The 25775-nt window shown below is 70.8% G+C and carries 20 protein-coding genes and 5 pseudogenes; 14 read left to right on the top strand and 11 right to left on the bottom strand.

The window, feature by feature from the left end; all coding sequences use genetic code 11:
• Positions 1–245: 245 nt before the first annotated feature.
• The 3 genes from CUT44_RS13420 to CUT44_RS13410 all read right to left on the bottom strand — a co-directional run bounded on the left by CUT44_RS13420 (position 246) and on the right by CUT44_RS13410 (position 3198).
• A complete protein-coding gene (locus CUT44_RS13420) occupies positions 246–1532 on the bottom strand; it encodes an RNA polymerase sigma factor (protein WP_100202195.1) in 1287 nt (428 codons plus the stop codon).
• 16 nt (positions 1533–1548) lie between these two features.
• Positions 1549–1959 carry a YciI family protein gene (locus CUT44_RS13415; RefSeq protein ID WP_199185703.1) on the bottom strand — a complete coding sequence of 137 codons (411 nt, stop codon included), beginning with the start codon at positions 1957–1959 and terminating at the stop codon, positions 1549–1551.
• A gap of 633 nt (positions 1960–2592) precedes the next feature.
• Positions 2593–3198, bottom strand: a complete 606-nt coding sequence (locus CUT44_RS13410) for a lytic polysaccharide monooxygenase auxiliary activity family 9 protein (RefSeq protein WP_100202241.1) — start codon at positions 3196–3198, stop codon at positions 2593–2595.
• 720 nt (positions 3199–3918) lie between these two features.
• On the opposite strand from CUT44_RS13410, the gene CUT44_RS13405 reads away from it, so the two are divergent.
• Complete coding sequence (locus CUT44_RS13405; protein ID WP_100202193.1) at positions 3919–4689, top strand: calcium-binding protein; 771 nt, start codon at positions 3919–3921, stop codon at positions 4687–4689.
• 39 nt (positions 4690–4728) lie between these two features.
• Here CUT44_RS13405 and CUT44_RS13400 read toward each other — a convergent pair.
• Positions 4729–5260: pseudogene (locus CUT44_RS13400) on the bottom strand (IS6 family transposase); the annotation flags it as partial.
• A gap of 125 nt (positions 5261–5385) precedes the next feature.
• On the opposite strand from CUT44_RS13400, the gene CUT44_RS13395 reads away from it, so the two are divergent.
• From CUT44_RS13395 to CUT44_RS13385, 3 genes and pseudogenes are all read left to right on the top strand, one after another.
• On the top strand, positions 5386–6792 hold the full coding sequence (locus CUT44_RS13395; RefSeq protein WP_408646740.1) for an SWIM zinc finger family protein: 1407 nt from the start codon (positions 5386–5388) through the stop codon (positions 6790–6792).
• Positions 6793–6797: 5 nt separating this feature from the next.
• On the top strand, positions 6798–9428 hold the full coding sequence (locus tag CUT44_RS13390) for a DUF7824 domain-containing protein (RefSeq protein ID WP_100202191.1): 2631 nt from the start codon (positions 6798–6800) through the stop codon (positions 9426–9428).
• Positions 9429–9563: 135 nt separating this feature from the next.
• Positions 9564–10853 (top strand): annotated as a pseudogene (locus CUT44_RS13385) (IS256 family transposase).
• Between the two features lie 18 nt (positions 10854–10871).
• Here the strand turns inward: CUT44_RS13385 and CUT44_RS13380 are convergent.
• Positions 10872–11384, bottom strand: coding sequence for an AAA family ATPase (locus CUT44_RS13380; protein ID WP_100202190.1), 513 nt, complete (start codon positions 11382–11384; stop codon positions 10872–10874).
• Positions 11385–11797: 413 nt separating this feature from the next.
• Positions 11798–12433 (bottom strand): TetR/AcrR family transcriptional regulator, encoded by a 636-nt coding sequence (locus CUT44_RS13375; protein ID WP_100202189.1) that lies wholly within the window; start codon positions 12431–12433, stop codon positions 11798–11800.
• Between the two features lie 108 nt (positions 12434–12541).
• Here CUT44_RS13375 and CUT44_RS13370 point away from each other — a divergent pair, with 108 nt between their 5' ends.
• A complete protein-coding gene (locus CUT44_RS13370; RefSeq protein ID WP_100202188.1) occupies positions 12542–13480 on the top strand; it encodes an alpha/beta hydrolase in 939 nt (312 codons plus the stop codon).
• A gap of 405 nt (positions 13481–13885) precedes the next feature.
• Positions 13886–14137, top strand: a pseudogene (locus CUT44_RS34705) (NF041680 family putative transposase); the annotation flags it as partial.
• On the opposite strand, the gene CUT44_RS33110 reads toward CUT44_RS34705, so the two are convergent.
• Entirely contained in the window at positions 14033–14296 is a 264-nt protein-coding gene (locus CUT44_RS33110) for a hypothetical protein (protein ID WP_158239610.1), read from the bottom strand. The pseudogene CUT44_RS34705 and the gene CUT44_RS33110 overlap by 105 nt on opposite strands.
• 151 nt (positions 14297–14447) lie before the next feature.
• On the opposite strand from CUT44_RS33110, the gene CUT44_RS34865 reads away from it, so the two are divergent.
• The 4 genes and pseudogenes from CUT44_RS34865 to ahcY all read left to right on the top strand — a co-directional run bounded on the left by CUT44_RS34865 (position 14448) and on the right by ahcY (position 17638).
• Positions 14448–14858, top strand: a complete 411-nt coding sequence (locus tag CUT44_RS34865; RefSeq protein ID WP_233221390.1) for a WD40 repeat domain-containing protein — start codon at positions 14448–14450, stop codon at positions 14856–14858.
• Positions 14753–15391: pseudogene (locus tag CUT44_RS13355) on the top strand (vitamin B12 dependent-methionine synthase activation domain-containing protein); the annotation flags it as partial. The gene CUT44_RS34865 and the pseudogene CUT44_RS13355, both read left to right, overlap by 106 nt.
• A complete protein-coding gene (metF, locus tag CUT44_RS13350) occupies positions 15388–16245 on the top strand; it encodes a methylenetetrahydrofolate reductase [NAD(P)H] (RefSeq protein ID WP_100202240.1) in 858 nt (285 codons plus the stop codon). The pseudogene CUT44_RS13355 and the gene metF, both read left to right, overlap by 4 nt.
• On the top strand, positions 16235–17638 hold the full coding sequence (ahcY, locus tag CUT44_RS13345; RefSeq protein WP_100202187.1) for an adenosylhomocysteinase: 1404 nt from the start codon (positions 16235–16237) through the stop codon (positions 17636–17638). Before metF ends, ahcY begins: the two co-directional genes overlap by 11 nt.
• Before the next feature lie 131 nt (positions 17639–17769).
• On the opposite strand, the gene CUT44_RS13340 is transcribed toward ahcY, so the two are convergent.
• The 3 genes from CUT44_RS13340 to CUT44_RS13330 are packed head-to-tail and all read right to left on the bottom strand — an operon-like array spanning position 17770 to position 20215.
• A complete protein-coding gene (locus tag CUT44_RS13340; RefSeq protein ID WP_100202186.1) occupies positions 17770–18555 on the bottom strand; it encodes an ABC transporter permease in 786 nt (261 codons plus the stop codon).
• Positions 18552–19508, bottom strand: coding sequence for an ATP-binding cassette domain-containing protein (locus CUT44_RS13335; protein WP_100202185.1), 957 nt, complete (start codon positions 19506–19508; stop codon positions 18552–18554). The genes CUT44_RS13340 and CUT44_RS13335 overlap by 4 nt, the downstream gene beginning before the upstream one ends.
• 14 nt (positions 19509–19522) lie before the next feature.
• Positions 19523–20215, bottom strand: coding sequence for a DUF4097 family beta strand repeat-containing protein (locus tag CUT44_RS13330; protein WP_100202184.1), 693 nt, complete (start codon positions 20213–20215; stop codon positions 19523–19525).
• Positions 20216–20454: 239 nt separating this feature from the next.
• Here CUT44_RS13330 and CUT44_RS13325 point away from each other — a divergent pair, with 239 nt between their 5' ends.
• From CUT44_RS13325 to CUT44_RS13305, 4 genes and pseudogenes are all read left to right on the top strand, one after another.
• The gene (locus tag CUT44_RS13325; RefSeq protein ID WP_100202183.1) at positions 20455–21204 is read left to right on the top strand and encodes a GbsR/MarR family transcriptional regulator; all 750 of its coding nucleotides are present in this window, start codon (positions 20455–20457) and stop codon (positions 21202–21204) included.
• A gap of 1051 nt (positions 21205–22255) precedes the next feature.
• Positions 22256–22460: pseudogene (locus CUT44_RS34005) on the top strand (transposase); the annotation flags it as partial.
• 291 nt (positions 22461–22751) lie between these two features.
• On the top strand, positions 22752–24191 hold the full coding sequence (locus CUT44_RS13310) for a DNA-binding protein (protein WP_100202181.1): 1440 nt from the start codon (positions 22752–22754) through the stop codon (positions 24189–24191).
• Positions 24191–24766, top strand: a complete 576-nt coding sequence (locus tag CUT44_RS13305) for a transcriptional regulator (protein ID WP_100202180.1) — start codon at positions 24191–24193, stop codon at positions 24764–24766. The genes CUT44_RS13310 and CUT44_RS13305 overlap by 1 nt, the downstream gene beginning before the upstream one ends.
• Positions 24767–25159: 393 nt before the next feature.
• Here CUT44_RS13305 and CUT44_RS13300 read toward each other — a convergent pair whose 3' ends face one another.
• Positions 25160–25702, bottom strand: a complete 543-nt coding sequence (locus CUT44_RS13300; RefSeq protein ID WP_100202179.1) for a class I SAM-dependent methyltransferase — start codon at positions 25700–25702, stop codon at positions 25160–25162.
• Between the last annotated feature and the right edge of the window lie 73 nt (positions 25703–25775).

The following is a 25775-nucleotide window of genomic DNA, read 5'->3' as shown; positions in this document are numbered from 1 at the left end:
GACTTCATCGACGTCCTGCTGCCGCGTCCGGAGGTGGAGACCGAGGAGGCCATGGCGCCCTGCACCCCGGGCGGCCTGGTCTCCCGGGCCCACAGGGAGCGCGAGTGCCCGGCGCCCGCGCGGACACGGCCACCGGGCGCTCGCGGGCGTGACAGGTCGTGTGGCAGGCGCCTGCCACACGGGCCGGTGGCCGCACTCGCCCGCGCTGTGTGGGGATGCCGGCCGCGTACGCGGCCTCGGGCCGGTCAGCGGAGGTCGGCGAGTTTGTCCTCCAGCACCGATCGCTCGCTTTTGTTGCCGCACCGTCGTATGGCGAGGTCCAGCTCGGAGCTCGCCTCGTCGGTGCGTCCCAGGCGGGCGAGCAGCTCCCCGCGGACGCTGGGCAGCAGGTGGGAGTTCGACAGCGCCTTGGCGGTCCTCAGCCCGTCCACGATGGACAGGGCCTCGGCCGGCCCCTGCGCCATGCAGACGGCCACCGCCCGGTTGAGGTCGACCACCGGTGAGGGCGCGAGCCGGCCGAGCGCCTCGTACAGGAGCACGATGCGCTCCCAGTCCGTCGCCTCGACCGAGGGGGCGACGGCGTGGCACTCGGCGATGGCGGCCTGCAGGCCGTAGGGGCCCAGGCCCCGGCCGGCCCGCTCGGCGCGGGCCAGGGCGGCTCGTCCCCGGTGGATCGCGGCACGGTCCCAGCGGCGGCGGTCCTGGTGTTCCAGCAGCACCGGCCGGCCGTCCGGCCCGGTGCGGGCGGGGAAACGCGCCGCGGTCAGCTCCAGCAGCCCCAGCAGACCGTGGACCTCGGGCTCGCCCGGCACCAGCCGGCTGAGCACCCGCGCGAGGCGCTGTGCCTCGCCGGCGAGGTCGAACCGGATCAGCTCTTCGCCCGAGCCGGCCGAGGACCCCTCGGTGAAGATCAGATAGAGCACGCTGAGCACCGAACCGAGCCGCTCGGTCCGCTCCCCGGCCGGTGGCACCCCGAACGGCACCCGGGCCGCCTTGAGGGTCTTCTTCGCCCGGGTGATCCGTGCCTGCACGGTGGCGGTCGGGACGAGCAGCACCCTGGCGATCTCGTCGCTGGTCAGGCCGCCGACCACCCGCAGGGTGAGCGCCACCTGCGCCTCCCGTGACAGTACGGGGTGGCAGGAGACGAACATCAGCGCGAGGGTGTCGTCGTCGATCCGGTCCGGATCCCACAGCACCTCCTCGGCGTCCCGGACCGGATCGGCCGGCGTCCTTCCCGAGACGGCGCCGCCCTCACCGAGGCCGTGGGTGAGGGCGGCGTACTTCTCGTCGAGGGTGGAGCGGCGGCGGAAGGCGTCGATGGCGCGGCGCCGGCCGACGGTGAGCAGCCACCCGGCCCGGTCGCGCGGCACGCCGTCGCGCGGCCAGGTCACCAGAGCCTCGGCCAGCGCCTCCTGGGCGCAGTCCTCGGCCAGCGCGAAGTCGCCGGTGTACCGGGCGAGGGCACCGACGATCCGCGCGGACTCGATCCGCCAGACGGCGGCGACGGCCTCCCGGCCGCTGTGATCAGTCATCTCCTGCAGACTCCGCTCAGAGCTGGCCGGTGGCCTCGCGCCAGGCCCGTTCCTTCCGCACCCACTGGTTGTCCTGGGGGAACTCGTCGATCGTGGTGACCCGGCGGATCTCGGTCCTGAAACCCGAGCCGGTCATCGGTGACCGCTTGGCCCACTCCACGGCCTCCTCCTTCGAGGCCACGTTGAGGATGTAGAACCCGCCGAACAGTTCCTTGGTCTCACCGTACGGGCCGTCGGTGACCACCGGCGGCTCCGAGGAGTGGTCGACGACCACGCCCTCGGCGGCGTCGTCGAGTCCCTCGGCGGCGACCAGCACGCCGGCCCGGATCATTTCGTCGTTGTACCTGCCGACGGTCTCCAGCATCTCGGCGAAGTCGGTGCCCGCCATCCCCGCGAGGGCCTCGTCGGTGGCACGCATGATCAGCATGTACTTCACGGCGCTGTCTCCCTGGATGCTCCGGGCCCCTGTCTTGGACCCTCTCACTCCCAGGTCGAACGGGACATGCCGCGGATCGACACGGCCGCCGAATCTTTTTCCGGGCACCGTGCTCCGCGGACGCCCCTGACCGAAGTGGTGACCTGTCCTGCCCGGTACCTCCATACCCGCGCCCGCCTCGGCTGTGCCACTCCTGGGGACCCACCGGCAGTCTCACGAGTCCTCCGGTCCCGTCCCGCTCGCGGTCGCGCGAGCCCGGCCGTCCCGTCACCGGCAATCGTTCCCCATGTCGTAAATGGCGTGAGTGAGGTGTGCTCCGGGAGTTGCCGGCGGCCGGGAAGGCCAGGTCGGCGCGGGTACGCCGGGCGGCGCGGTACGCCCCGGTGGGCTGACGGTGCCGAGGATTCTCCCTGGCCGTTGAGTGCCGGAGTCTTACGACGAGACGGTGGGGAGCCGGCCACCGTGCGACTGCCGCGCGAGCGGGTGTGTTCACACCAGGAGCGCAGGAAGCCCCGTCGGGGCAGGGTGACCAAACGGGTCCCCTGCCCCGACGGGGCTCGGTCGGCCGGGCGGCGGGTTACCGGCGCCCGGCAGAGGTCGGTGCCGTGTGCGGCGCTCTCCGGCTCAGCCGAAGTTCACGTCGCTGCACCACATGTAGGCCTGGTCGAGGTGCGAGGCCTGCCAGATCACGAACAGGATGTGGTGTCCGGTGTAGCCGGAGGTGTTGACGTTGAAGCTGATGTCCTGCGCCGGGGCGAAGCGGCCGGTCTGCGTGATGAAGTCGAGGTTGCCCCAGCCCAGGGTCTGGGTCTTGGGGTCGAAGCCCTGCTTGCTCACGTAGACCCTGAAGTAGTCGGCACCGTGGGACGCCTGGTCGTGCAGCCGGACCGTGAAGTTGTTGCTGACGTTGGTCGTCTTCCACGCCCCGGGCCTGTTCAGGCTGGCGTTCCTCGAGAGGTTGTTGCTGCAGAGCGTCCCGTCGGGGGTCCGCGCCTGGAACTGACCACCGAGGCCGTCGCGGAGCGCGCTCATCCAGTTCCACATGGTGTCGGTGTTGGCCTGGAACGCCTGGTAACACATGGGGTCTTCGGTCTGCATGGCCGGGCTCGTGTGGTTGCTGCCCCACGTCTTCCAGCACTGGTAAGCGCGGGAGGCGGGGTCGACGATGGTGCCGTGAGCCTGGGCGGGAGCCGACCAGGTCAGTGCGCCGACAACCATGGCGAACAGCATGACGAGTGCCTGGAGAGGCCGGCGGAGGGCCGACCGGGAACGCCCGGTCGATGGGTTCTGCTTGCGCATGTGGGGGGAACTCCTTCCAGCTGCGAAGCATTATGGGAGCGCTCCCAACGGTACGACTTCTGAGTGAAATGTCAACGAAACAAACAGAGTTGATTACAAGGGCGGGCGGCGAGCAGGGAATCCGCCGAGAGCCGGGAGCCAGACCCCTTCCCGCAGCCGGAAAGCGAGGGCGCGGCCCGGGCCGGCGTGCGGGGCGATGCCGGGGAGGGATGTTCGCGGCACGGCAACGGGACCTGGTTCTGGCGTGGGGGCTGTCTGGTTCCACGACACGCGAGATCCCGGGGCCCGTTGGTGCGGTTCCGTACATCCGAGTCGGCCTCGCCGGGCAGGTTGCCTGGTGGGGAGCTGTGACTGTGTGGCGCATCGGGCGGGGAACGCGGCCGACGGCACGCATGCGTCGGCCGGCTCACCTTCGCTGAGCCAGAATCGAGCCGGCGAACCCTGCCACGGCGACACCGGGAACAGGCCTCACCAAAGAAGCCCAACCGTCACATCCGGAGGGACGACGGCGTACCATGACGCCGCGCCAATTCGCGGTCTTGCAGATCCGGACCAGCAGGGGAGGCTGCCCCTACGACCGGGTCCGCCCGGTCCCCGGCAGCACCACGCCAAGCAGGTCGGTCCCCCGTCACTCCACCGAGACGAGGTCTCATGAACCGAAACCGGGCCACCGTCAGCGCGGTCGCCGTAACCCTGTTCACCGCCGGCCTCGCCGTCGGCCCGGCAGCCGCCGCCACCGCCGCCGAGGCGAAGGCCCGCGTCGGAGCCGACTGGGCGACTCAGTCGATCGTCCTCACCGCCGCCGCAGGACAGACCAACGACCTCGACATATTCTCCATGTACACCAGCGACGGGATCCGGCGGATCGGCTTCAGCGACGTGGTCCCGCTCGAACCGGGCGACCACTGTGCGTACTCCAGACCCGAGGACACCACCTCCGTCGTCTGCGAACTGCCCGCCGACAGCCCCCGGCCCGACAGGATCGATGTCTTCCTCGGCGACGGCAACGACACGATCGCCGCCTTCACGCCCGGGATCGGCACCGTCAGCGGTGGCCCCGGCGACGACGAACTGCACGCCCACACCGCACGCACGGTGCTGGGCGACGCGGGGAACGACATGGTCATGGGACCCGCAGCCCTGCACGGCGGCGACGGCATGGACCACCTGATGGGTGACGGCGGCAACCAGCAGATGTGGGGCGGCCGGGGCGACGACATGATCGAGGGCTACGGCGGTGACGACACCGTGCACGCCGGCCCCGGCGACGACCACGCCATGGGCGGGGACGGCCGCGACATCATCCTCGGCGGTCCCGGCAACGACACACTGGACGGCGAAGGCGGCGACGATCTCGTCTGCGGTGGCACCGGAAAGGACACCCTCGAAGGCGGGCCCGGCCGCAACATCGTCCTTCCGTAACAGGTCATCTCATGTGGCGAGCCGGCGGTAGCAGATGAGGGTGGGCTGATGGCTGTTCTCGACCCGGTTGTTCAGGCCCTGAGGGGAGCGGTGCGCCACGGAGGGCATGACCTGGCCGGTGGGCGGCGCCGTGGGAACGGGGCTCGTCGGTGACGATCACCCGCGGGACCGTGCCCGTCTTCTTCCGCAGGCGGCGGAGGAATCCCCGGACGGCGGCCTTGTCCCGCCGGCTCTGCACGAAGGTGTCCAGCACGGTGCCGCCGGCGTCGAAGGCCCGCCACAGTACTTCAGCTTCCCGTTGATCTTCACGAACGCCTCGTGCGGATGCCCCTCATCCCCGGGCCGCGGCCGACGGCGGCGCAGTCCGTTCGCACAGGCCCGCCCGGACGTGGCGCACCACCGCCGGACCGTCCCATAGGAGACGGTCCGGCGGTGGTGCGGCATCAGCTCCTCCACCCCGCGGAAGCTGAGCGGGAAACGAAAGTGCAGCCAACACGCAGTGGGGGAGCACCTCGACCGGGTACCGGTGCCCCTTGTACGACGGTGACGCGCTGTCCGCAGAGGCCGGCAACCCGTCACGTGCAGCACGCGGCAGACGAACCGCCCACCTCGCGACTTCTCGAAGACCCTGGACCCCGGCCCGCGCAGCGTCCGTACCAGCGAGCCGACGTCAGTGCCAACCCCTAGCCTTCGCATGTGAGTTCAACGACCCAGTCCTATGCCTACGTGCGCGCGTCCGCCGTGCGCGATACCCAGGCCGGGCGCTCCCTCACCCTGGAGACCTCGGGCGGTGCCACGCCGGACGGCGAGGCGGCCAATCCGCGGTTCTTCGACGGGTTCCTGACCGCGCCGGCCGCCGCGGCGACGGCGCTGCTCGCGGTCGCCGGCGTCGCCGCCAGCCGCTACTACCAGCCGCGGCCGTCGGCCTTCCTGGACCCGGTCGTCACGGCCGGCGGCGACCGGTTGCGGCTGGAGTCCTTCTCCGCCTGCTGCGGCGTCCACGCGCGCCTCGACGTCCTCGCCCCCGGCCTCGACGGTGACGATGTCGGCCACGGCACCACCAACGTCGACATCGGCCCACCGCTGCGCCTGGCCCTCGCCAGGATCGGCGGCCTGGACCCGCTGCACCTGCGGGTGGGGCCGGACGGGCTGGCAGCCACCACCTTCGACGGCCGGTTCGTGGAGAAAAAGGTCCCGCTGCCGGAGCGCTGGCTGCGCGGCTTCGCGGAGGCCCAGGTGATCGCGGCGGGCCTCGTCCCGCGCGCCGAGATACCCGCCGCGGAGGCGGCCGCCGTCCTGCGGTCGCTGCCGCGGCCCACCCAGCGGTCCGGCGCGCACACGACACGCTGGGTGGTTCCCTCAGGCCGCACCCTGCGCCCGGCGACCAGGCCGTCGCCCGGTGCCGTGTGCCTGCCCGGCTGCGAGCGACTGCTGAGCCTCCAGCAGGTACTGCGGCACGCGTCGACGGTGCGGGTGTACGCCCCGGAGCCCGAGCGAAGCCATGACGAGTGGAGCTGGGCCCAACAGGACCCGACCGCGCCCGTCGCGTGGGAGGCCGTGCTGCCCGGCATGCGGCTGACGCTCCTGCTCTCCCCGCACGCCTCGCGCGGCTTCTCCGGCGAGGGCGGCGTGCTCGACGACCTCGCCACGGGACCGGCGGCGCGGGACACGGACCGGGTGGCGGAGCTGCTGGCCTGGGAGCCGAAGATCGACGTGGCCGACCTGTCCGCGCAGTCCGGCCTGGAGCCCGGACGCGTCCGCGCGGCCCTGACGGTGCTGGGAACCTCTGGGCAGGTCGGCTACGACCTCGCGGAAGAGGCGTACTACCACCGGCACCTGCCCTACGCCGCGGGCGCCGCCGGGACCCGCAACCCGCGGCTGCGCGGAGCGAAGGCCCTGGTCGCTCAGGGCGCGGTCCGCATCGACGGCGCGCTGGCGTGGGTGGGGAAGGACGAGCACGCCTACCTGGTCCGCATCGAGGACGGCGAGCGGATGAGCTGCACCTGCCTGTGGTGGGCGAGGTACCGGGGTGGTCGCGGACCGTGCAAACACGTACTCGCCACCCGCATGGTCCGGAACACGAAGAGGGAGTCGGCACGTTGAGACTGATGGCACTCGTGGAGGCCGGTGACGTCCCCGGCGTGCTCCGGGCCCTGGGCGAACTCGGCGCGGAGCGGCGCGCGGCCCAACTGCCGGAGCTGACCGCCCGCTACGAGGAGCTGGGCTTCCCGGGCTGGCTGAAGCTCACCTACGAACAGCGTGTGGCCCTGGCCAGCGCACGGCTGGGCTGCCAGGTGACCCCGGACGCCGCGGCCCGCCACCTCCACTCGGGCGGACGCTACGTGCCCGCGCACGACGACTGGATGGTCGACGTCGTGGACCTGTTCCCCGTCGCATGGCGGACCGAACTCGTGGCGCGGCTCGACGAGCAGGTGCGGGAGGGCAGCGGTTCACAACGCCTCTACCTCGTCGTCGACCACATCGTCCGCACCACCGGCTGCCCGATGCCGGAATCCGACTACTTCGTCCGGGGCTGGCTGCGCAAGCACTCGTGCGCCCCGTCGGGCGGTCTCCTGGAGCGGTTGCGCCAGGACCCCCTGGCCCCCGCGCTTCTTCCACTGGTCCTGGAACGGTCGCCCAGATCCCTCACCAGCCAGGCACTGTCGGCCCTGTGCACCCTCGCCGCCGAGGGGATGGTGGACCGTGCCGCGCTCGTCCGCTGTACCTTCGCGATCGTGGCCGGCCAGCATCCGGCCGCCGCCATCCACTTCTGGCAGGCCGTCCCCCTCACCGCCGACGAGCACGCCCGGACGGCACCCGAACGGGCTGCCCTGACCGAGAAGCTGCTCGTATGTCTTCTCCAGGACGGCGGACCCAAGACGATCACGCCTGCCGTGGCGTTCCTGCGGGCTCTGGCCCTCACGCCAGCCGAAAAGGCTCCCTTCCTCCGGGACTACGTGGCCATGCTCGACCTGTCGTCCCCGGTGGCCTCCTACGGCCAGGAGGTCCTGCGCGAACTGGACGAGGCGGGGCTGCTGGAGGATGACGTGCTGAGCGAGGCGTGCGAACGTGTCCTGCTGCGCCCCGAGAAGAAACTGGTGCGCGCACAGCTCTCCTGGCTCGACCGGGTGGCACGGCGGGTGCCCGCGCGCGCGGACCGGATGCTTGCCGACGCGGCGCTCGCCTTCGGGCACCCGGACGTGTCCGTGCAGGAGCGCGCCCTCCGGCTCGTCGCCCGCCATCTGAAGAACGCGGGGGACCCGGTGCGGGCGGAGCTCCGGACGGCTGCCGCGTCGCTCGGGCCGGGGCTGTCCGCGCGCGCCGCGGAACTGCTCGGCACGGAGCACGGCACCGGCGCCGAGCGGTCCGCCGAGGCCGAGGTGCTGCCCTTCCTGCCCGGGCCCCGGCCGGTGCGGGGTCCCGCCGGGACGGCCTCCGAGGTCGCCCAGGAGCTGGCGGTGGTCCTCACGGACGACGACGTGGTGGCGTTCGAGCGCGCGCTGGACGGGCTGGTCCGCCATGCCCGGCTCGACCGTGCGGCGCTGTGCCGGGCGCTCGAACCGGTCATGCGCAGGGAACCGGGTGCCCACCGTGATTGCGGGCAGAGCGATCTGTACGACGTGGCGGCGGCCGTGCGGGGCGACGAGCCGAGGAAAGCGTACGGTCTTCCCCACCGCCGAATCAGTCACGGCGAGGCGATCTCCCCGCCCGGCAAGTTGCTCATGGCGCGTCTGATGGAGGCCCTCGATGTGATCGAGTCCGGCGCGCAGCCGTTCCTACTTGCCCTGCCGACCCACGTCACCGGCGCGGTGGACGCGGGCGTGCTGGTGGAGCGCGTCGCCGAGTTGGAGCGTATGCGGGTCGAACCGGCACCGGTCGATCTGGCGCAGGCACTGCTGCGGGTGACCCCCACAGCGGATGAGCAGGTGCGGCGCGCCGCGGGTGACCTGCGGTCGGACGCCGGCCGGCGTCTGGCGAGCTGGCTGCGCGAGGGTGGTCTGCCGCACCAGGACTCGACTCCGGAGAAGTGGCCGGCCGCCGATCCGGCCGACGCCCCGCCCGGACGGTGGGAGCCCGCGCACCCCGGGCCGGATCATGACATTCCGCTTCCGCCGGTCGCCGCGGCCGTGTTCGGTACATACGAACGGGACCGTTCCCCCGAAGGCAGCTACGGCCCCTACGACGCCTACGCCGCACCGTACTGGGTCGCTCAGCTGCCACATCACCGCGACAAGGTGGCCGCACACGCCAAGGACTCGGTGAACGGCCGCATGCTCGCGCGTCTGGCCGAAGCGGACGGCCCGGCGGGGTACGCCCTGCACTGGCAGATCGCCTGGAAGATCGGCTATCCCTGGGCCGGCCGCGACCGTGACGCCGCGGTGGACGCCCTGCTCCTGCTCGCCGCCCAGGGGCAGCTGGACGGCCGGCTGCTCGCGGGGCAGTTGCAGGCGTTGATACGCAACGGATCGAGCTCACCGAAGCGGGTCGTCGACGGACTGCGCGCGGCGGCCGGGACCGGCGCGTACGCCACGGTCTGGTCCGTGCTGGAGGCCGCCCTGCCCGCGCTGCTGCGCGGCACACCGGTCCGGGAAGCCGGGGCACTCCTCGCGCTCGCGGTCGAGTGCGCTTCGCGCTGCGCGGCCAAGGGCCGTATCCCCGAGGTCGAGGCGGTGGCCGCGCGCACCGGATCGAGCCAGACGGTAAAGCACGCCAGACTGCTGCGAGACGTCCTGAGCTGAGACCACCGGCCCGGAGCAATGCTCATGACCTGTGGATCGGCCTCGGACTGGACGCGAGGGGCGTACCTTCCCGAGTGATCGGCTTCTGGTCATCGAGTAGGCCGACGTTGCACCGTCGGCCGGGAAGGCACGCCCGTGCTGGGCGTAGTGAATGCCGATGGAACAACCGAGACCGGCTCCCTGATCGACGACATCCTCCGCGACGGCGCGAGGCGAATGCTGGCCGCTGCCCTGGAAGCCGAAGTCAACGCCCACACAGCCGAGTTGACTGATCAGCGTGACGAGCACGGGTATCGCCTGGTGGTCCGCAACGGCTGCCACCGGCCGAGGAAGGTCACCACCGTGGCCGGAGCGGTGGAGGTGAAGGCCCCGAGGGTGAACGACAAGCGCGTCGACGAGGCCACCGGCGAGCGCAAGCGGTTCTCCTCGGCCGTCCTGCCGCCCTGGGGCCGTAAGTCCCCGAAAATCAGCGAGGTGCTGCCCCGGCTCCATCTCCATGGCCTGCCCTCCGGCGACTTCGTGCCTGCGCTGGAGCGGTTCCCCGGCTCGGCGGCCGGCCTCTCACCCGCGACGGTCACCCGGCTCACCCGGCAATGGCAGGCCGACCACCAGGCGTTCGGCGAGCGCGACCTGTCTGCCAGCGACTACGTCTACGTGTGGGCCGACGGCATCCACCTGCGCATACACCTGCGGGAGGCCAAGTCATGCGTGCTCGTGCTGAGGGGCGTTCGCGCGGACGGCACCAAGGAACTGATCGCGATGAGCGACGGCTACCGCGAACCTGCCGACTCCTGGGCAGATCTCCTGCGCGACTGTGCTCGGCGAGGGACGCGCGCTCCCCTTTGCGCGGTCGGCGATGGTGCGCTTGGCTTCTGGAAGGCCCTGGCCGAGGTCTTCCCCGGGACGCGCCGTCAAAGGTGCTGGGGTCACAAGATCGCCGATGTCGCGAACGCCCTGCCGAGGTCTGCCCAGCCCGGTGCGGAGAAAGCCTGCAGGAGATCTGCGACGCCGAGGACCGTGAGCAGGCCGTGAGAGCGGCCGGAGCGTACGCCAAGACCTGCGGGGCGGGGTTCCCCAGGGCCGTCAAGAGGATCACTGACGACGTGGACGAACTGCTGCCGGCGTTCTATGACTTTCCCGCTGAGCACTGGATCCGTCTGCGGACCATGAATCCGGTCGAGTCGGCCTTCGCCACCGTCCGTCTGCGCACGAAGGTCACCCAGGGCGCCGGCAGCGCGGCCGCCGCCCTGGCCGTGGTCTTCAAAGCTCGTCGAGTCCGCCCGGACCCGCCGGCGGGCCGTAAACGCACCTCACCTCGTCGCCCTCGTCCGCGCCGGGGCCCGCTTCGAACACGGCCACCTCACCGAACGCCCGGAAGCCCACGCAGCCTGGACTACCCCACGATCCACAGACTCTGACTACTGATCTCGCACCACTTGAGGATCAGGCTTTCGCGGAGAGGAACCCGGAGGCCGTCGCAACGTTCGACGACAAGTCGGTCACCGTATCCAGCACCAACCGGTGATCGGCCCATGAGGCGAATCCCTCCCGCAGCCGTTGCACGGCCTCCCACGTCGGCTCAGCGAAGCCCTCGATCCCCCTGGACCGGTTCTCCAACCGACGGCGGTGCACCAACGGATCCGAGCACACCACCTCGATGAACACCGCCGGCACACCATGACGAGCCGCCAGCGACCGCCACTGTCCCCGCGCCGCTTCCACGGCGTTGACCGCATCGACGATCACGGTTTGGCCCATGCCGAGCACACCATCGGCCACGGCCTCGGCCACGACATACGCCGCCAGGCCCGTGGGCTGGTCACGGGCCACCCCCGCACGCCACATCGCCGCCTCGATCGGGTCCACGGACACGACCGGAGCAGCCAGCTTGCGCCCCAACGCCCCGGCGACCGAACTCTTCCCCGCACCGGGCAGACCCGCCATCGCGATCAACATGACGACACCCTCGCACGCCCGGCCGAACCGCCGGCCATCAACGCCCGGACGGCGTAGGCGTCCGCCTCCCCGGTCATCACGTCACGCGACGACATCCACAGGAATTGACAAGCATTCCCGGCGCCCGGTCCCGCCCCCGTTGCGTTTTCCGCGGTCCTGCAAGAGGGCCACTGGCCTCCGGGCCCGGCATGACTGGGTCCCCCTGTCGAGCGGATGACAATGCCGTTGCTTGTGTTGATATCGCGACTGGAGCGGCTGGGGTTGCCTCGTTGTTGCCCGCAGAGCCGGGCACGGCCGGCAGCATCCTGTCCGGGGCCGGCACCCGCAGCCCTCGCTCAGTTGGTCAGTGCCTGCTTCTGAAATCTGTGTCAGCAGGTCAAGGGTGTCAGTGGTGAGCCGGCGCCCCCGGGCCGCTACCGGACGAGGTAGCTCTCGATGTGGTCGAGCACCGCTGACACGGCCTGCCGGTAGGCGGTGCTCGACCGGCGGACCTGGGAGAGCAGCATGCCGCCCTGGATGGCGGCCAGCAGAGCGGTGGCGAGCGCGGCGGTGTCGGCGCGCTCGCTCAGCTCGCCCCGTTCCTGCATGCGTGCGAGTCCTGACCTGATGGGGTCTTCCCACCGGTCGAAGGCGGAGACGAGTCTGGTCCGCGCCGACTGATCGCTGTCGGCGAGTTCGCTGGCGAGCGAGCCGATCTCGCAGCCGCCTTCGCATCCTCTTGCGTCCTGCCGGTTCCCTGCCCTGTCGCACCACTCGCGCAGGGCCTCGATGCTGTCCAGGCTGTCCAGCAGCGGACGCTGCCGGGCGAGCTGGGTGTCCGTCTGGTGGTCGATGACCGCCAGGACCAGGCCCTGCTTGTCGCCGAAGTAGTGGTAGATCTGCGATGCGCTGACCCCGGCGGCCGCCTGGATGTCCGGGATGCTCGTGCCTCCCGCGCCGCGGTGGAACATCAGTTCCGCGGCGGCCTCGATGATGCGTTCGCGGGTCTTGCGGCCGCCCTTGGTGAGCCGCTGCCTCTTCGACTCCCCGGCCTTCGCTGGTGCGTTCATATGCCCACGCTACCCAAGTTGGAATTGACATTCCAGCTATGCTCCGCCGATGATCCTGGAAAGGTCATTCCATCCCGGGTGGCCGTCTCTTCAGAACAGGTGAGTGCCATGCCCCTGGATCCCCAGATCGAGAGCCTGCTCAAGCAAGTGGCCGCAGCAGGCGGACCGGCTCCCGAGACCCTGACGGTGGCGGAGAACCGCGCGTTCGGGCGCGCCTTCGGCGCCCTGGCCGGCGCTCCCATACCGGTCGCCGACGTCCGGGACACCACGGCCGCTGCCGACGGCCGCGGCATACCCGTCCGTATCTACCGGCCCCTCGCCGAGCCGGACGCCGGGCCACTGCCCGTGACGCTCTTCTTCCACGGCGGCGGGTGGGTCTTCGGCAACCTGGACACCCAGGACAACATGGCCCGCACCGTGGCCGGCCGCTCCGGCACGATCGTGGTCTCCGTGGACTACCGGCTGGCACCCGAGCACCGCTTCCCGGCCGCGGTCGACGACGCCTACGCCGCGCTGACCTGGGTCGCGGACAACGCCCCCGGCTTCGGGGGCGACGGAGAGCGCATCGCCGTGTTCGGCGAGAGCGCCGGCGGCAACCTTGCCGCGGTTCTCGCACAGGAATCCCTGCGCCTCGGGGGACCCCGCATCACGCTCCAGGTGCTCGCCTACCCGGCGGTCGACCGGTTCGACGACAGCCCCTCAATGTACGAGAACATGACGGGCCCGGTCCTCTCCCGTTCCTACCTCGAGTGGTTCTGGGGCGCCTACCTCAGCACCCCGGACCAGGGCGCCGACCCGCGGGTCTCGCCGGCGCGCTGTGACGAACTGGCCGGACTCGCTCCTGCCGTCGTCGTCACCGCCGAGAACGACCCCCTGCGCGACCAGGGCGACCACTACGCCCGCAAGCTGGCCGACGCCGGCGTGCCGGTCCAGCACCTCCCGGTCGAGGGAGCCGTTCACGGCTTCCTCTCGTTCACCGGCTCGGTGCAACTCTCGCGGGACGTACTGAACCAGCTCTCGGACGCCGTGGCCACAGCCTTCAACTGACCTGTCCCGCACGGCCTCGCCGACCGCCGATCCTCTGCCGCACGCAAGCAGGACAGCGACCACCACGGTGCCGGCCCTCGCTGTGAAGCGGCCGGTCCGGGGCTGCTCGGACCGGCCGCTTCGGCTGCGGCAGCTCGTGGCCATCCCGACCGATGAGCCGTTCGGCAACCGGTCACGGTGACCGTTCACCGAGCGGCAGGCCCTCACGCCCAGAGCGCAAGAACGGACCCCGACCAGCCCAGAAGGAGGTCCAGGAGCAGGCACTGAGCTTGGTCTTTGACGTCCAGCGCCGAATGGCGCCTCGAACCTGATCACTCGCTTCGGTGTCCGGCGGACACCGAAGCGGCCTTCGTACGAACATGTGCTCCGGTCAAGGAGCACACGTCCAGCACGAAGGCCGTGAGGATGAGTCTGCTGCACCGCGACGTCCGGCCGGAGGCTCTGGCGCAACTGTCATGCTTCCGGGGCGAGTTCCACTCCTGTCTCATCGCTCGTTCGGATGCGTTGTCCGAGCCGGCCGACGCTGTCCTGTGTGGTGACGGGCCGGTCAGGTCACTGGCCGAGCTTTCGCTGGTGGGCGAACACCGCCGCGGTCACGGGGGGCTCTGTGCGGCGGTGGCCCGCGGAGAGATCGATGCCGGCCGGCTGCGGCGGGCCCCGGTGCTCCAGCAGCACCGGCCGGCCGTGGACCTCGGGTTCGCCCGGCACCAGCCGGCTGAGCACCGGTCCGACCGGCTCGGCACCGGCCACGACCTGTTCCACCTGGGCGCCGTCGACATGGTGGAACCAGAGGTCACGGAGGAACGTGTCACCCATGGTCGTTCATGATCGTGGTTTCGGTGACCGTCCGTGGTGCTGGCACGGAAAGTGAGCCAGAACCCGGATCCTGGCCACCACCGGTGTGGACGCGACGGTGCGCCGATGGTCGGTGTCGCATTCCGGTCCCGTCCGTGAACTGCCGGTTCTCATGGGACACACCGACAGTGTCGATACGCTGGCGTTCAGCCCCGACGGGCGCACCTTGGCCACTGGCAGCAGGGACCAGACCGTACGGTTGTGGGATCAGCCCGGGCCGGTGATGGCCGGCCACGCAAGCTCGGTCTACTCCGTGGCCTTCAGTCCTGACGGGCGGATGCTGGCCACTGGCAGCTACGACCAGACCGTGGGTCTGTGGAGCCCGGCCGCCGGTACGCCGCCCCCGGGTGCTGGCTCGGCTCACGGGCCATACCGGTTCGGTCAACTCGGTGGCGTTCCGGCGGGACGGGCGTCCGCCGGCCGCGGCAGCGCGGCCTGCTGGACCGCCTCCAGACGGACAGCCTCCTCGAAGCGGCCGTGGTGCACGGCTACTTCCCGTGCGTCTCCAAGGACGACGACCTGATCGTCCTGGACGAGGCGGGCAACGAGCGCACCCGCTTCACCTTCCCGCGCCAGCGCCGCGGGCGACGGCTGTGCCTGGCGGACTTCTTCAGAGCCGAGGAGTCCGGGGAGAGGGACGTCGTCGGCTTCCAGGTCGTCACCGTCGGCTCCCGCATCGGCGAGGAGACCACCCGCCTCTTCGGGGCCGACGCCTACCGCGACTACCTCGAACTGCACGGCCTGTCCGTCCAGCTCGCCGAAGCCCTCGCCGAGTACTGGCACGCCCGCGTCCGCACCGAACTCGGCATCGCGGCGGACGACCCGGACTCGCTGGACGGCATGCTGCACACCGAGTACCAGGGCTGCCGCTACTCGCAGGGCTACCCGGCCTGCCCCGACCTGGCGGACCGGGCGAAGATCGCCCACCTGCTCCGGCCGGAACGCATCGGCGTCCACCTGTCGGAGGAGTTCCAGCTCCACCCCGAGCAGTCCACCGACGCCATCGTCGTCCACCACCCCGAGGCGAACTACTTCAACGCGGGAGGCCGCGCGTGACGACCTTCTCCTTCGAGTTCTTCCCGCCGAAGACCGCCGCCGGCGAGCGGACCCTGTGGCAGGCGATCCGCCGGGTGGAGACGCTGCGCCCGGACTTCGTCTCCGTGACCTACGGCGCCGGCGGCTCCTCCCGGGACCGGACCATCGAGGTCACCCGGCGCATCGCGGCGGAGACGACGCTGCGTCCGGTCGCGCACCTCACCGCCGTGGGCCACTCGGCCGCCGAGCTGCGGCAGATCATCGGCGCCTACGCCGACGCCGGCATCAGGGACGTCCTCGTGCTGCGCGGCGATCCCCCCGGCGACCCCCGAGGACCGTGGGTGCCGCACCCGGACGGCTTCACCCACACCTACCAGCTGGTCGAGCTCGTCCGTTCCCTGGGGAACCTCACCATAGGCGTCGCCGCCTTCCCCGAACGCCATCCCCGCTCGCCCGACTGGGACACCGACATCCGGCACTTCGTGGCCAAGTGCCGCGCCGGCGCCGACTACGCCATCACGCAGATGTTCTTCCACGTCGAGGACTACCTGCGGCTGCGCGACCGGGTGGCGGCGGCCGGCTGCGACATCCCGATCGTCCCCGAGATCATGCCCGCCACCGACGTACGCCAGATCCGCCGCTTCGCCGAACTGAGCGACGCCGCCTTCCCCGAAGACCTGGCCCACCGTCTGGAAGCCGCCCGCGACGATCGCGCCGCGGGCCACCGCATCGGCGTCGAGTACGCCACCGCCATGGCCGGACGCCTCCTGGCGGAGGGCGCGCCCGGACTGCACTACATCACCCTGAACAGGTCCACCGCGGCCCTGGACATCCACCGTAACGTCATCAGTTCAAGGAGCATTCGTGTCGCCTGAGTTCGCGGATTTCAAGGTCGCCGACCTGTCGCTGGCCGCCTTCGGCCGCAAGGAGATCACCCTCGCCGAGCACGAGATGCCCGGCCTGATGGCGCTCCGCAAGGAATACGCCGGTGCCAAGCCCCTCGCCGGCGCCCGCATCACCGGTTCCCTGCACATGACGGTGCAGACCGCCGTACCGATCGAGACCCTGGTGGCCCTGGGCGCCGAGGTCCGCTGGGCGTCCTGCAACATCTTCTCCACCCAGGACCACGCGGCCGCCGCGATAGCCGCCGCCGGCATTCCGGTCTTCGCCTGGAAGGGCGAGACGCTCCAGGAGTACTGGTGGTGCACGGAGCAGGCCCTGACCTGGCCCGACAGCCCCACCGGCGGCCCGAACATGATCCTGGACGACGGCGGTGACGCCACCACCCTCGTCCACCGGGGCGTCGAGTACCTCAAGACCGGCGAACTGCCCCCGGCCGACAACGAGGAACTGGCGGCCGTGGCCGCCCTGCTGAAGGCGAGCACCGTCGACTGGACCGGCATCGCCGCGCAGATCCGCGGGGTGACGGAGGAGACCACGACCGGCGTCCACCGCCTGTACGAGATGCACCGCGAGGGTTCTCTCCTGTTCCCGGTCATCAACGTGAACGACGCGGTGACGAAGTCGAAGTTCGACAACAAGTACGGCTGCCGCCACTCCCTGGTCGACGGCATCAACCGCGCCACGGACGTGCTGATCGGCGGCAAGACCGCGGTCGTGTGCGGCTACGGCGACGTGGGCAAGGGCTGCGCGGAGTCCCTGCGCGGCCAGGGCGCCCGCGTCGTCGTCACCGAGATCGACCCGATCTGCGCCCTGCAGGCGGCGATGGACGGCTACCAGGTCACGACGCTGGACGAGGTCGTCGACAAGGCCGACATCTTCATCACGACCACCGGCAACAAGGACATCATCATGGCCTCGGACATGGTCAGGATGAAGCACCAGGCGATCATCGGGGACATCGGCCACTTCGACAACGAGATCGACATGGCCGGGCTGGCGAAGGTCCCCGGCATCGTCAAGGACGAGGTCAAGCCGCAGGTCCACACGTGGACCTTCCCCGGCGGCAAGAAGATCATCGTGCTGTCGGAGGGCCGTCTGCTGAACCTGGGCAACGCCACCGGCCACCCGCCGTTCGTGATGTCCAACTCGTTCGCGGACCAGACCCTGGCCCAGATCGGGCTGTTCACCAATCCCGACGCGTACGGGACGGGCGTCCACGTGCTGCCCAAGCACCTGGACGAGAAGGTCGCCCGCCTCCACCTCGACGCCCTCGGCGTCAAGCTGACGACGCTGCGTCCGGAGCAGGCGGCGTACATCGGCGTCGAGCCCGAGGGCCCGTACAAGCCGGACCACTACCGCTACTGACGACACTGGGCGAAGGCCCGTCGCCGCTGTCAGGGAGACAGCGGCGACGGGCCTTCGTGGACGGGGGCGTTCGTTGTGTGACGTTGCCGGCGGGGGTGCGGGCGGGGCGGCCCGCGCTGTCGCGGGGCGGATTACTTCCCGTCGCGGTTGAAGGTCGACGTGGACCAGAAGTAGCCGAGGACGGTCAGAGCCAGGCACCAGACGACGGCGAGCCAGCCGTTGTGGCCGATCTCGGTGCCCAGGAGCAGGCCGCGCAGGGTCTCGATGGCCGGCGTGAAGGGCTGGTACTCGGCGATCGGCTGGAACCAGCCCGGCATCGAGCCGACCGGCACGAAGGCACTGGACAGGAGCGGCAGCAGGATCAGCGGCATGGCGTTGTTGCTGGCGGCCTCGGCGTTGGGGCTGACCAGGCCCATGCCGACGGCGATCCAGGTGAGCGCCAGCGTGAAGAGGACGAGCAGCCCGAAGGCCGCCAGCCACTCCAGCGCGGTGGCGTCGGTGGACCGGAAGCCGATGGCCACGCCGACGGCACCGACGAGGACCACGCTCAGGATCGACTGCAGGACGCTGCCGGCGACGTGGCCGACGAGGATGGAGGGCCGGTGGATGGCCATGGTGCGGAAGCGGGCGATGATGCCCTCGGTCATGTCGTTGGAGACGGAGACCGCGGTGCCGATGACGGTGGAACCGATGGTCATCAGCAGCAGACCGGGGACGATGTAGGCGATGTAGGCGGAGCGGCCGCCGCCGCCGATGCCCGCGCTCATGGTGTCGCCGAAGATGTAGACGAACAGCAGGAGCAGCATGATCGGCGTGAGCAGCAGGTTCAGGGTGAGCGAGGGGTAGCGGCGCGCGTGCAGCAGGTTGCGGCGCAGCATCGTGTTCGAGTCGCGCGCGGCGAGGGACAAGGAACTCATCGGGCAGCCTCCTTGGGCTGGGTGGGGACGCCGGCGCCGCTGGTCAGGGCGAAGAACACGTCGTCGAGGTCGGGGGTGTGGACGGTCAGTTCGTCGGCCTCGATGCCGGCGGAGTCCAGCCAGTCCAGGATGGAGCGCAGCTCGCGCTGGCTGCCGTCGTTGGGGATCTGCAGGGCGAGCGCGTCGTCGTCCCGGGTCGCCCGGTCCAGCGCGAGGGCGGCGGCCTGGTAGGCGACGGGGTCGGTGAAGCGGAGCCGTACGTGCCCGCCGGGGACGAGGCGCTTGAGCTCGGCGGCGGTGCCCTCGGCGGCGATCCTGCCGTCGTTCAGTACCGCGATGCGGTCGGCGAGCTCGTCGGCCTCCTCCAGGTACTGCGTGGTGAGGAAGACGGTGACGCCGTCGGAGACCAGCTCTCGGATGATCCCCCACATGTTGTGCCGGGAACGCGGGTCCAGACCGGTGGTGGGCTCGTCCAGGAAGATGATCCGCGGGCCGCCGACCAGCGTCATCGCGATGTCGAGGCGGCGCTTCATGCCGCCCGAGTACGTCGAGGCGGGCTTCTTCGCCGCCTCCACCAGGTCGAAGCGCTCCAGCAGTTCGGCGGTCACCCGCCGGCCCTCCTGCCGGGACAGGTGGTGCAGGTCGGCCATGAGGAGCATGTTCTCCTCACCGGTGATCAGACCGTCCACGGCGGAGAACTGCCCCGTGACACCGATCGCGGCACGCACCGCCTGCGGGTCCGCGGCGACGTCGTGACTGGCGACCTGGACCTGCCCGCCGTCGGCGGCGGTCAGCGTGGACAGGATCTGCACGGTGGTGGTCTTGCCGGCCCCGTTCGGGCCGAGCAGGGAGAAGACTGTTCCCCCGGGGACGATCAGGTCGACGCCGTCGAGCACGGTCTTGTCGCCGTACGACTTGCGCAGCCCGTTCGCTGCGATGGCCGGCTTGGTCATGAGAAGAGCTCCTTCTACAGGCTGCGGGCGGTGATGTCGCCGTAGGCGGTGGTGGCGTGGATGGTCAGGCCGGCGTCGGGTCCGTCGGTGTTGGTGAGGGTGTTCTCGATACGTCCGTGGGTGGTGCCGGCGTCGAGGGTGGCGGAGGTGCCGCGGGCGGCGCCGACGGTGATGTCGCCGTGCTCGGTGCGCAGGGTGAGCGTGCCGCGTACGGCCTCGGTGATGCGCAGGTCGCCCTTTTGGGTGCTGATCTCGGCGGGGCCGTTGAGGCGGTGCACGGTGATGTCGCCGACGGCGAGGGTGAGGCGGGCGGTCGCGGCCTCGTCGAGCTTGACCGCACCCTGCGCGCTGTCGAAGACGACGTCGCCGAGCCGTCCGGTGCCGTGCAGCCGGATGTCGGCGGCCTTGGCCTCGACGCGGGAGCCGGCGGGCAGCTGGACGGTCACCTCAAGGGCGCCGGAGGATCCGAAGGCCTGGTTCTTCGCGGCGGGGGCGTCGATGCGCAGGGTGCCGTCGGCGTAGACGACCGTGGTCTGCTCCGCCGCCTTCACGTCGCGGCTCCTGGAGGCGTCGGCGGGCAGGACCTCGACGGTGGTGTCGGCCTGGTCGGCGGCGATGAACCGGACGCGTCCCGCGGGGATGTCGAGGACGGCCGCGACGGGGGCGGGGGTGTCGAACCTCTGCGTCGCGTTCTTGTTCCGCTGCATCGTGCACTCCTTCGGTCCGTTGTTTCTACCGATGGAAACGCTACGTTGCGTTCATGAAAGTGGCAACACGCTCGTCGCGTGAGAGAGTTATTTTCGCAGGCGAGAGGCGAGAAAACGTAGCAATGGCCATAAAGCTAATGCAACATCCCTGGCTCTGTTCGTTGCAATAGATTGAGATTGAACGCTATGGTGGAAGCCACGATGGCGGGAGACACCACGGACCATGTGAGGAGACCGCGATGCCGGGAGGCAGGCTCACCCAGCAGGAACGCCAGCAGATCGCGCTGGGACTGGCCGACGGCCTCGCCTACGCGGAGATCGCCAGACGCCTGGACCGCCCCACCTCGACGATCACCCGCGAGGTGATGCGCAACGGCGGCCCCACCTCCTACCGCGCCGACCTGGCCCACCGTGCCACCGAACACCGCTCCCGCCGCCGCCGGCAGACCACGCCCCGCAACCTCGGGACACCGGCGCAGCCCCACGGGCGCGACGCCGAGGCGGTGCGCGAGTACGAGGAGGTGTTCACCACCGTCGTCATGGCCTCGGGCATGCCCAAGATGATGGCCCGGGTGCTGGCCAGTCTCTGCCTCACCGACTCGGGCAGCCTCACCGCGTCCGACCTCGCCCAGCACCTCCAGGTCAGCCCGGCGTCCGTCTCCAAGGCGATCGCGTTCCTCGAGAGCCAGGGCTTCGTCCGCCGCGAACGCGACGAACGCCGCCGCGAGCGCTACGTCGTCGACGACGACGTCTGGTACCGGTCGATGATGGCCAGTGCCCGGTCCATCGCCCAGGTCGTCGAGACCGCACGGCAGGGAGTGGGCGTCCTCGGCTCCCACACCCCGGCCGGCTCCCGCCTGGAGAACATCGCCCGCTTCCTCGACTTCGTCTCCGAGAGCACCGCCCGCGCCGCGGAACAGGCCCGCGACGTCCTCTACAGCAAGTCCGAACACACCACGTCCGAGACGGCCTCGGACGGCGCCGCCTGAACCACCTCCCACCCGCACCCACCCCTGACCAGCAGCACCTCCGGCACCTGCGCGATCACGGGCGCGCCCGACGCCCCGGTGCGGCGGTGCGCGCGCCCGCGACGCGCACGCTCGCCGGGCACCGTCCCAGGGGCCACCGGAGACCCGCCGGAAACCCGGTGGAGGCTCGCCCGAAGCTCGTTGCAGAACCTGGGGAGCTCCGCTCGCCGCTCCCCGAGGGCGGGCCCGGTCGGCTCCACCGGCCCACGAGTTCGCCGACCTACCCTGCGGGCACGGCGCGCACCGGCGTACACGACCGGGGACCGGTGCGCCGGGCCGCCACTCCCGGACGAGGGGGAACGACCACCGTGTCCCGTGGACCTGGACTGCCCGCGGTCTCGCGCGACGACCGGCACACCGTCCCTGCCCAGCGCCGCCGGCACCGCATTCTCGCTCTGCTCCAGGACGACCCGACCCACCTGTGGAGAGTCGCACAGATCGCCGCCCGCTTCGGCGATATCCAGCTCGACACAATGTATCGGCAACTCTCCCGACGGGCTGACAGCGGACTCATCCACAAGATCGGCCCCGGCCTCTACGCAGCCACGGCTTGGACATCAACTGCCTTGCGAACAGCGGGTGACCACTAACTTCCCGGCCTTGGGACAAGGCCCGCTCTCCACCGCCTCGGGCAGGCCGATGGTGGTGTCGCTCGTCCGGCGTCTCCCTGATCGTCGGATCCGCCGATCATTGAACACTCCCCGCACTTGGAGGCTCTGGCCGGACGGGTCGCTCCCCGCAGCCGCCTGCACCGCGCCTACGACCTCACCCACCCCCAACCCGTCCCTCCCACGCCCTGCGCCGAGGCTGCCGTCGGCATGGTGAACCCGGGGTGACCACTCTCTGCAACAGAGCTGCGAATCCCCGCCGGTGCCATGCAGAACGGGGAGTGCCCAATGATTGGCGGATCCGATGATCAAGGAGACGCCAGATGAGCGACACCACCATCGAGTAGATACCGGGTAGTGAGCCGGCGGCGGCCGTGCCGGCGAGTGGTGAGCAGTTGGTCGCGATGCTCGTGGACCGGGCCCGCAGTGAGGGTCTGCAGTTGACCGGGGAGGGCGGGCTGCTCCAGCAGCTGACCAAGCGAGTCCTGGAGTCCGCCCCGGGGGCGAGATCACCGATCACCTCGGATACGAGAAGCACGACGCCGGGGGCCGGGCAGCGGCAACTCCCGCAACGGGACGCGGGCGAAGACGGTGTTCACCGATGTCGGGGCGGGAGTTTCAAGAGCGCCGGAGCGCGGTCCGGGGCGGTCTGTCTGCGGCCCCTTCACGTTCAGCGCCGAGGTTCCCACAAGGGACGCGGCGGGATGCGCGGAGGAGTTGGCCGGTGTGCAGCTCGCCGGCGCCGGCCATGTCGAAGTCAGCTGCCAGCAAAGGCGGAACCGGCCGCGAAGGGGGTCGGTGAGGTGCGGCAACTGCGCCTCACCGGCTCCTCTCCGCCTTCATCTAATTTTTGTCTATTTTATGTCCAGTAAGTGTCTACTTTTCGTGTAGCATAGGGTCATGAGTGGTGACCTTGGAGGCGTTGAAGCCCTGCTGGCGGAAGCCAGGCTGGCGGCGAAGTTCGCCGACCCGAAGGAGCGGCAGCGGCTGCGGCGGGCGGCGAACCTGTCACTGGCGGATGTGGCCAGTGCCATCGAGGTGAAGAGCCGTCAGACGGTGGTGAACCTGGAGACCCGCAGCCCACTGCCGTCCTCATCGGCGCGGATGAAGTACCTGCGGTTGCTGGAGGGTCTGGCTCAGATTCACCCCGCCCCCGCAGGGCCCGTCCCTGGCTCGGTGTCTGCCGGTGCCGCGGGGGCGGGTGCTGCTCCCGAGACCCGGCCAGAGCCCGTCTCCACCGGCCCTGCCCGGCCGTCGCAGCACTCCGCCGTGCCGGAGCGGTACACCGAGAGCCCGGTGGCGAAGGCGGCCCGCGCCGGGCATGCCCGCCAGCAGGCCCGCCGTCGTACCTCTTCCGCGGAGCAGGTGCGCGCCGAGTTGCGGGAGACCATCGCCGCCGCGGTGGAGGGGGAGCTTCAGCGTGCGGGCGGAGACGCGGACGCCGCCACACAGGCGCTGGTCAAGCGGGCGATTCCGGACGTGATGGGCTTGTTCGCCCGGACCCGGGCCGGGGCCCGGTATGAGTACACCGCCTATCCGGCGCTCCCGCCGGTTCTGCGCAAGCCCAGCAAGAAGGACCCGGATCTGGTCTGGGAGGCCCGCCCGTCCTGGCGCCACCCCGGTTACCGCCGCACCCCCGACGGCGAGCTGACGGTCACCGCGCTGGATGTGAACGCCGCGTACCTGTCGGCGATGAAAACCTGGCTGCCGATCGGCAGGCTGGAGCACTCCACCGGCGCCGAGCACGACCGCAAGCGCTCCGGGGTGCACCTGATCACCCCGCCCACCTGGGACCACCCGCACCTGCCCAGTCCGCTGGGAGACCGGGAAGAGGAGGGGCCGTTGTGGGTGACCGAGCCGACCCTGCGGCTGCTGCTGCGGATCTCCGGCCCGGCCCACCGGCTGTGCGAACCACCGGTGATTCACGAGTCGTGGACCAGTTCGGCGACGGAGAACTTCCTCGATGCCCTGCGCCAGCTCCTGGCTGGGGCGCGTGAAGACGCCCTCCAGGCGGGGGATGAGGTCACCGCCGCCTACGTGAAGGCGATGTACTCCAAGTTCGTCTCCACCCTGGGGGAGTCTCCCCACAATCGGGAGATCGTCCGCCCGGACTGGGCGCACCTGATCCGCTCCCAGGCCTTCGCCAACCTGTGGAACCGCGCCTACAAGGCCCACCAGGCCGGACTGGTCGTCATCTCCGCCATCGGCACCGATGAGCTGCACCTGGCCGGCGGCGACTGGCGCCGCGTCTGGGAGCAGGGCCGGGGCCTGGGGGAGATGAAGGTCAAGACCGACCGCGACGGCGCACCCGTCCTCTACACCGTCACCGGGGGCCGCTGATGGCCGGCCGCTGGATGCGCCTAGGCCTGTACGGCGCCGACGGCATCCCCGGCGCCGACGCTCTCGGGGCGGGCATTGAGCAGATGGTCACCGGCATCACCTCCCCACCCGACACCCAACGCGGTATCGCGGCCCGCCTGCGCTACCTGACCACCTCCCCGGCCGGATACGCCGCCATGGACCGCACCGGCCTCACCGTCACCCCCCGCACCCTGTACGCCTGGCTGGCCGAAGAACGCCTCCCCACCCCCGCCAACCGCCGCAAACTCGACGACGCGTACTGGGACCTGCGCCGCCGCAACGTCGCCGCCGATCTCAAACGCCGCCTGAAGGCCGGCGGCGGCACCCGCATCGAGATCGACCCCGTCGACCAGTCCCGCGTGGCCGCCCCCCACCGCAGGGATGTCCAGGTGCGCCGCTTGACCGTGCGCCCCCGCGTGTGGGAGGCGGCCGTGGACGCCTGGCTCGCCGACGACCACGAGGCGCTCGACGCGATCTGGGACGATCTCATCCAGGATCTCGGCTCCGACTACGACGCCTACTCCTATGTCTCCTCCCTCGGCTGGAACGCCTGAACCCACCCGCACCACCGACGGGACCACCCGGAACCAACCCCGCCACCTCAGGACCTGCGAGACATCACATACGGGAACCACAGCAGTCCCCACGAGCCCGACGAGCACCCGGGAAGCGTCCAGGTTTGTTGGTGGCCTCGGCCAGGAGCCGGCCCGCTGCCCTGACACTGGCCGACACGCCGCCCCACAGCCGACGCCCGCGAGCGCCGGCGGGATCACTCCAGGTCATCCCACGTCCACGATGGGGCGGCGCCTGTGCGGCGGAGCGCCCTCTGTGCTGTCGGTGTCACCACCGCAGTGTGGGTTGAACAGCCCGCACCGGCCGGAATGTGGCTGGGTCGGCCGGGGTGCTCAGGCATGCGCTGCCGCGGACGCGGTGCCGGCGGTGGGTGGTCAGGGCCTGCGGTGCACGGAGACGGCGTACTGCCCGCCGGTGTAGGGATTCTGGGACCAGGTCGCGTATCTGGCTTCGAGGGCGAGTCCTGCCGCCCGGCAGTGGGCGTCGTAGTCGTCCAGTGTGTAGTTGCGGTCCAGGCAGAACCCGGCGACCAGACGGCCGGTCGGCCGGACGTGGCCCGCGGCCCCGGCCACCAGGTCCGCTTCCGTGCCCGGTGGGGTGAACAGGGGGACGTTGCCTGCCATCACCACGACGTCGAACGACTGCCTGAGATCGAGTCCCACCAGGTCGCGCCGGTGCCAGCGGATCTCCGGCGCCCGGCGCCGGGCGGTGGCGAGCATCGACTCGTCGACATCCACGCCCACCACGGTGATTCCGTGGCGGGCCAGTTCGGCGGCCACCCGTCCGGTGCCGCAGCCCGCGTCGAGGACCGTGGCCGGCGCGAAGGAACGGACCAGCGCGGCCTCACCGTGGACATCCTTCCCCTGGGCGGCGATGCGGTCGAACCGAGCCTGGTACTCCTCACCGTTCCACGTCATGCGAGCACCATGACACACCCGCCACGCCGGTCCTGCCGAAGACCGTTTCCCGGTGCCTCCGTCAGCCACTGCG

It is taken from the genome of Streptomyces carminius (assembly GCF_002794255.1).
Taxonomy (GTDB): Bacteria; Actinomycetota; Actinomycetes; order Streptomycetales; family Streptomycetaceae; genus Streptomyces; species Streptomyces carminius.
The sequence above is the reverse complement of the archived record's forward strand: the minus strand, read 5'-3'. Positions and strand labels throughout refer to the sequence as shown.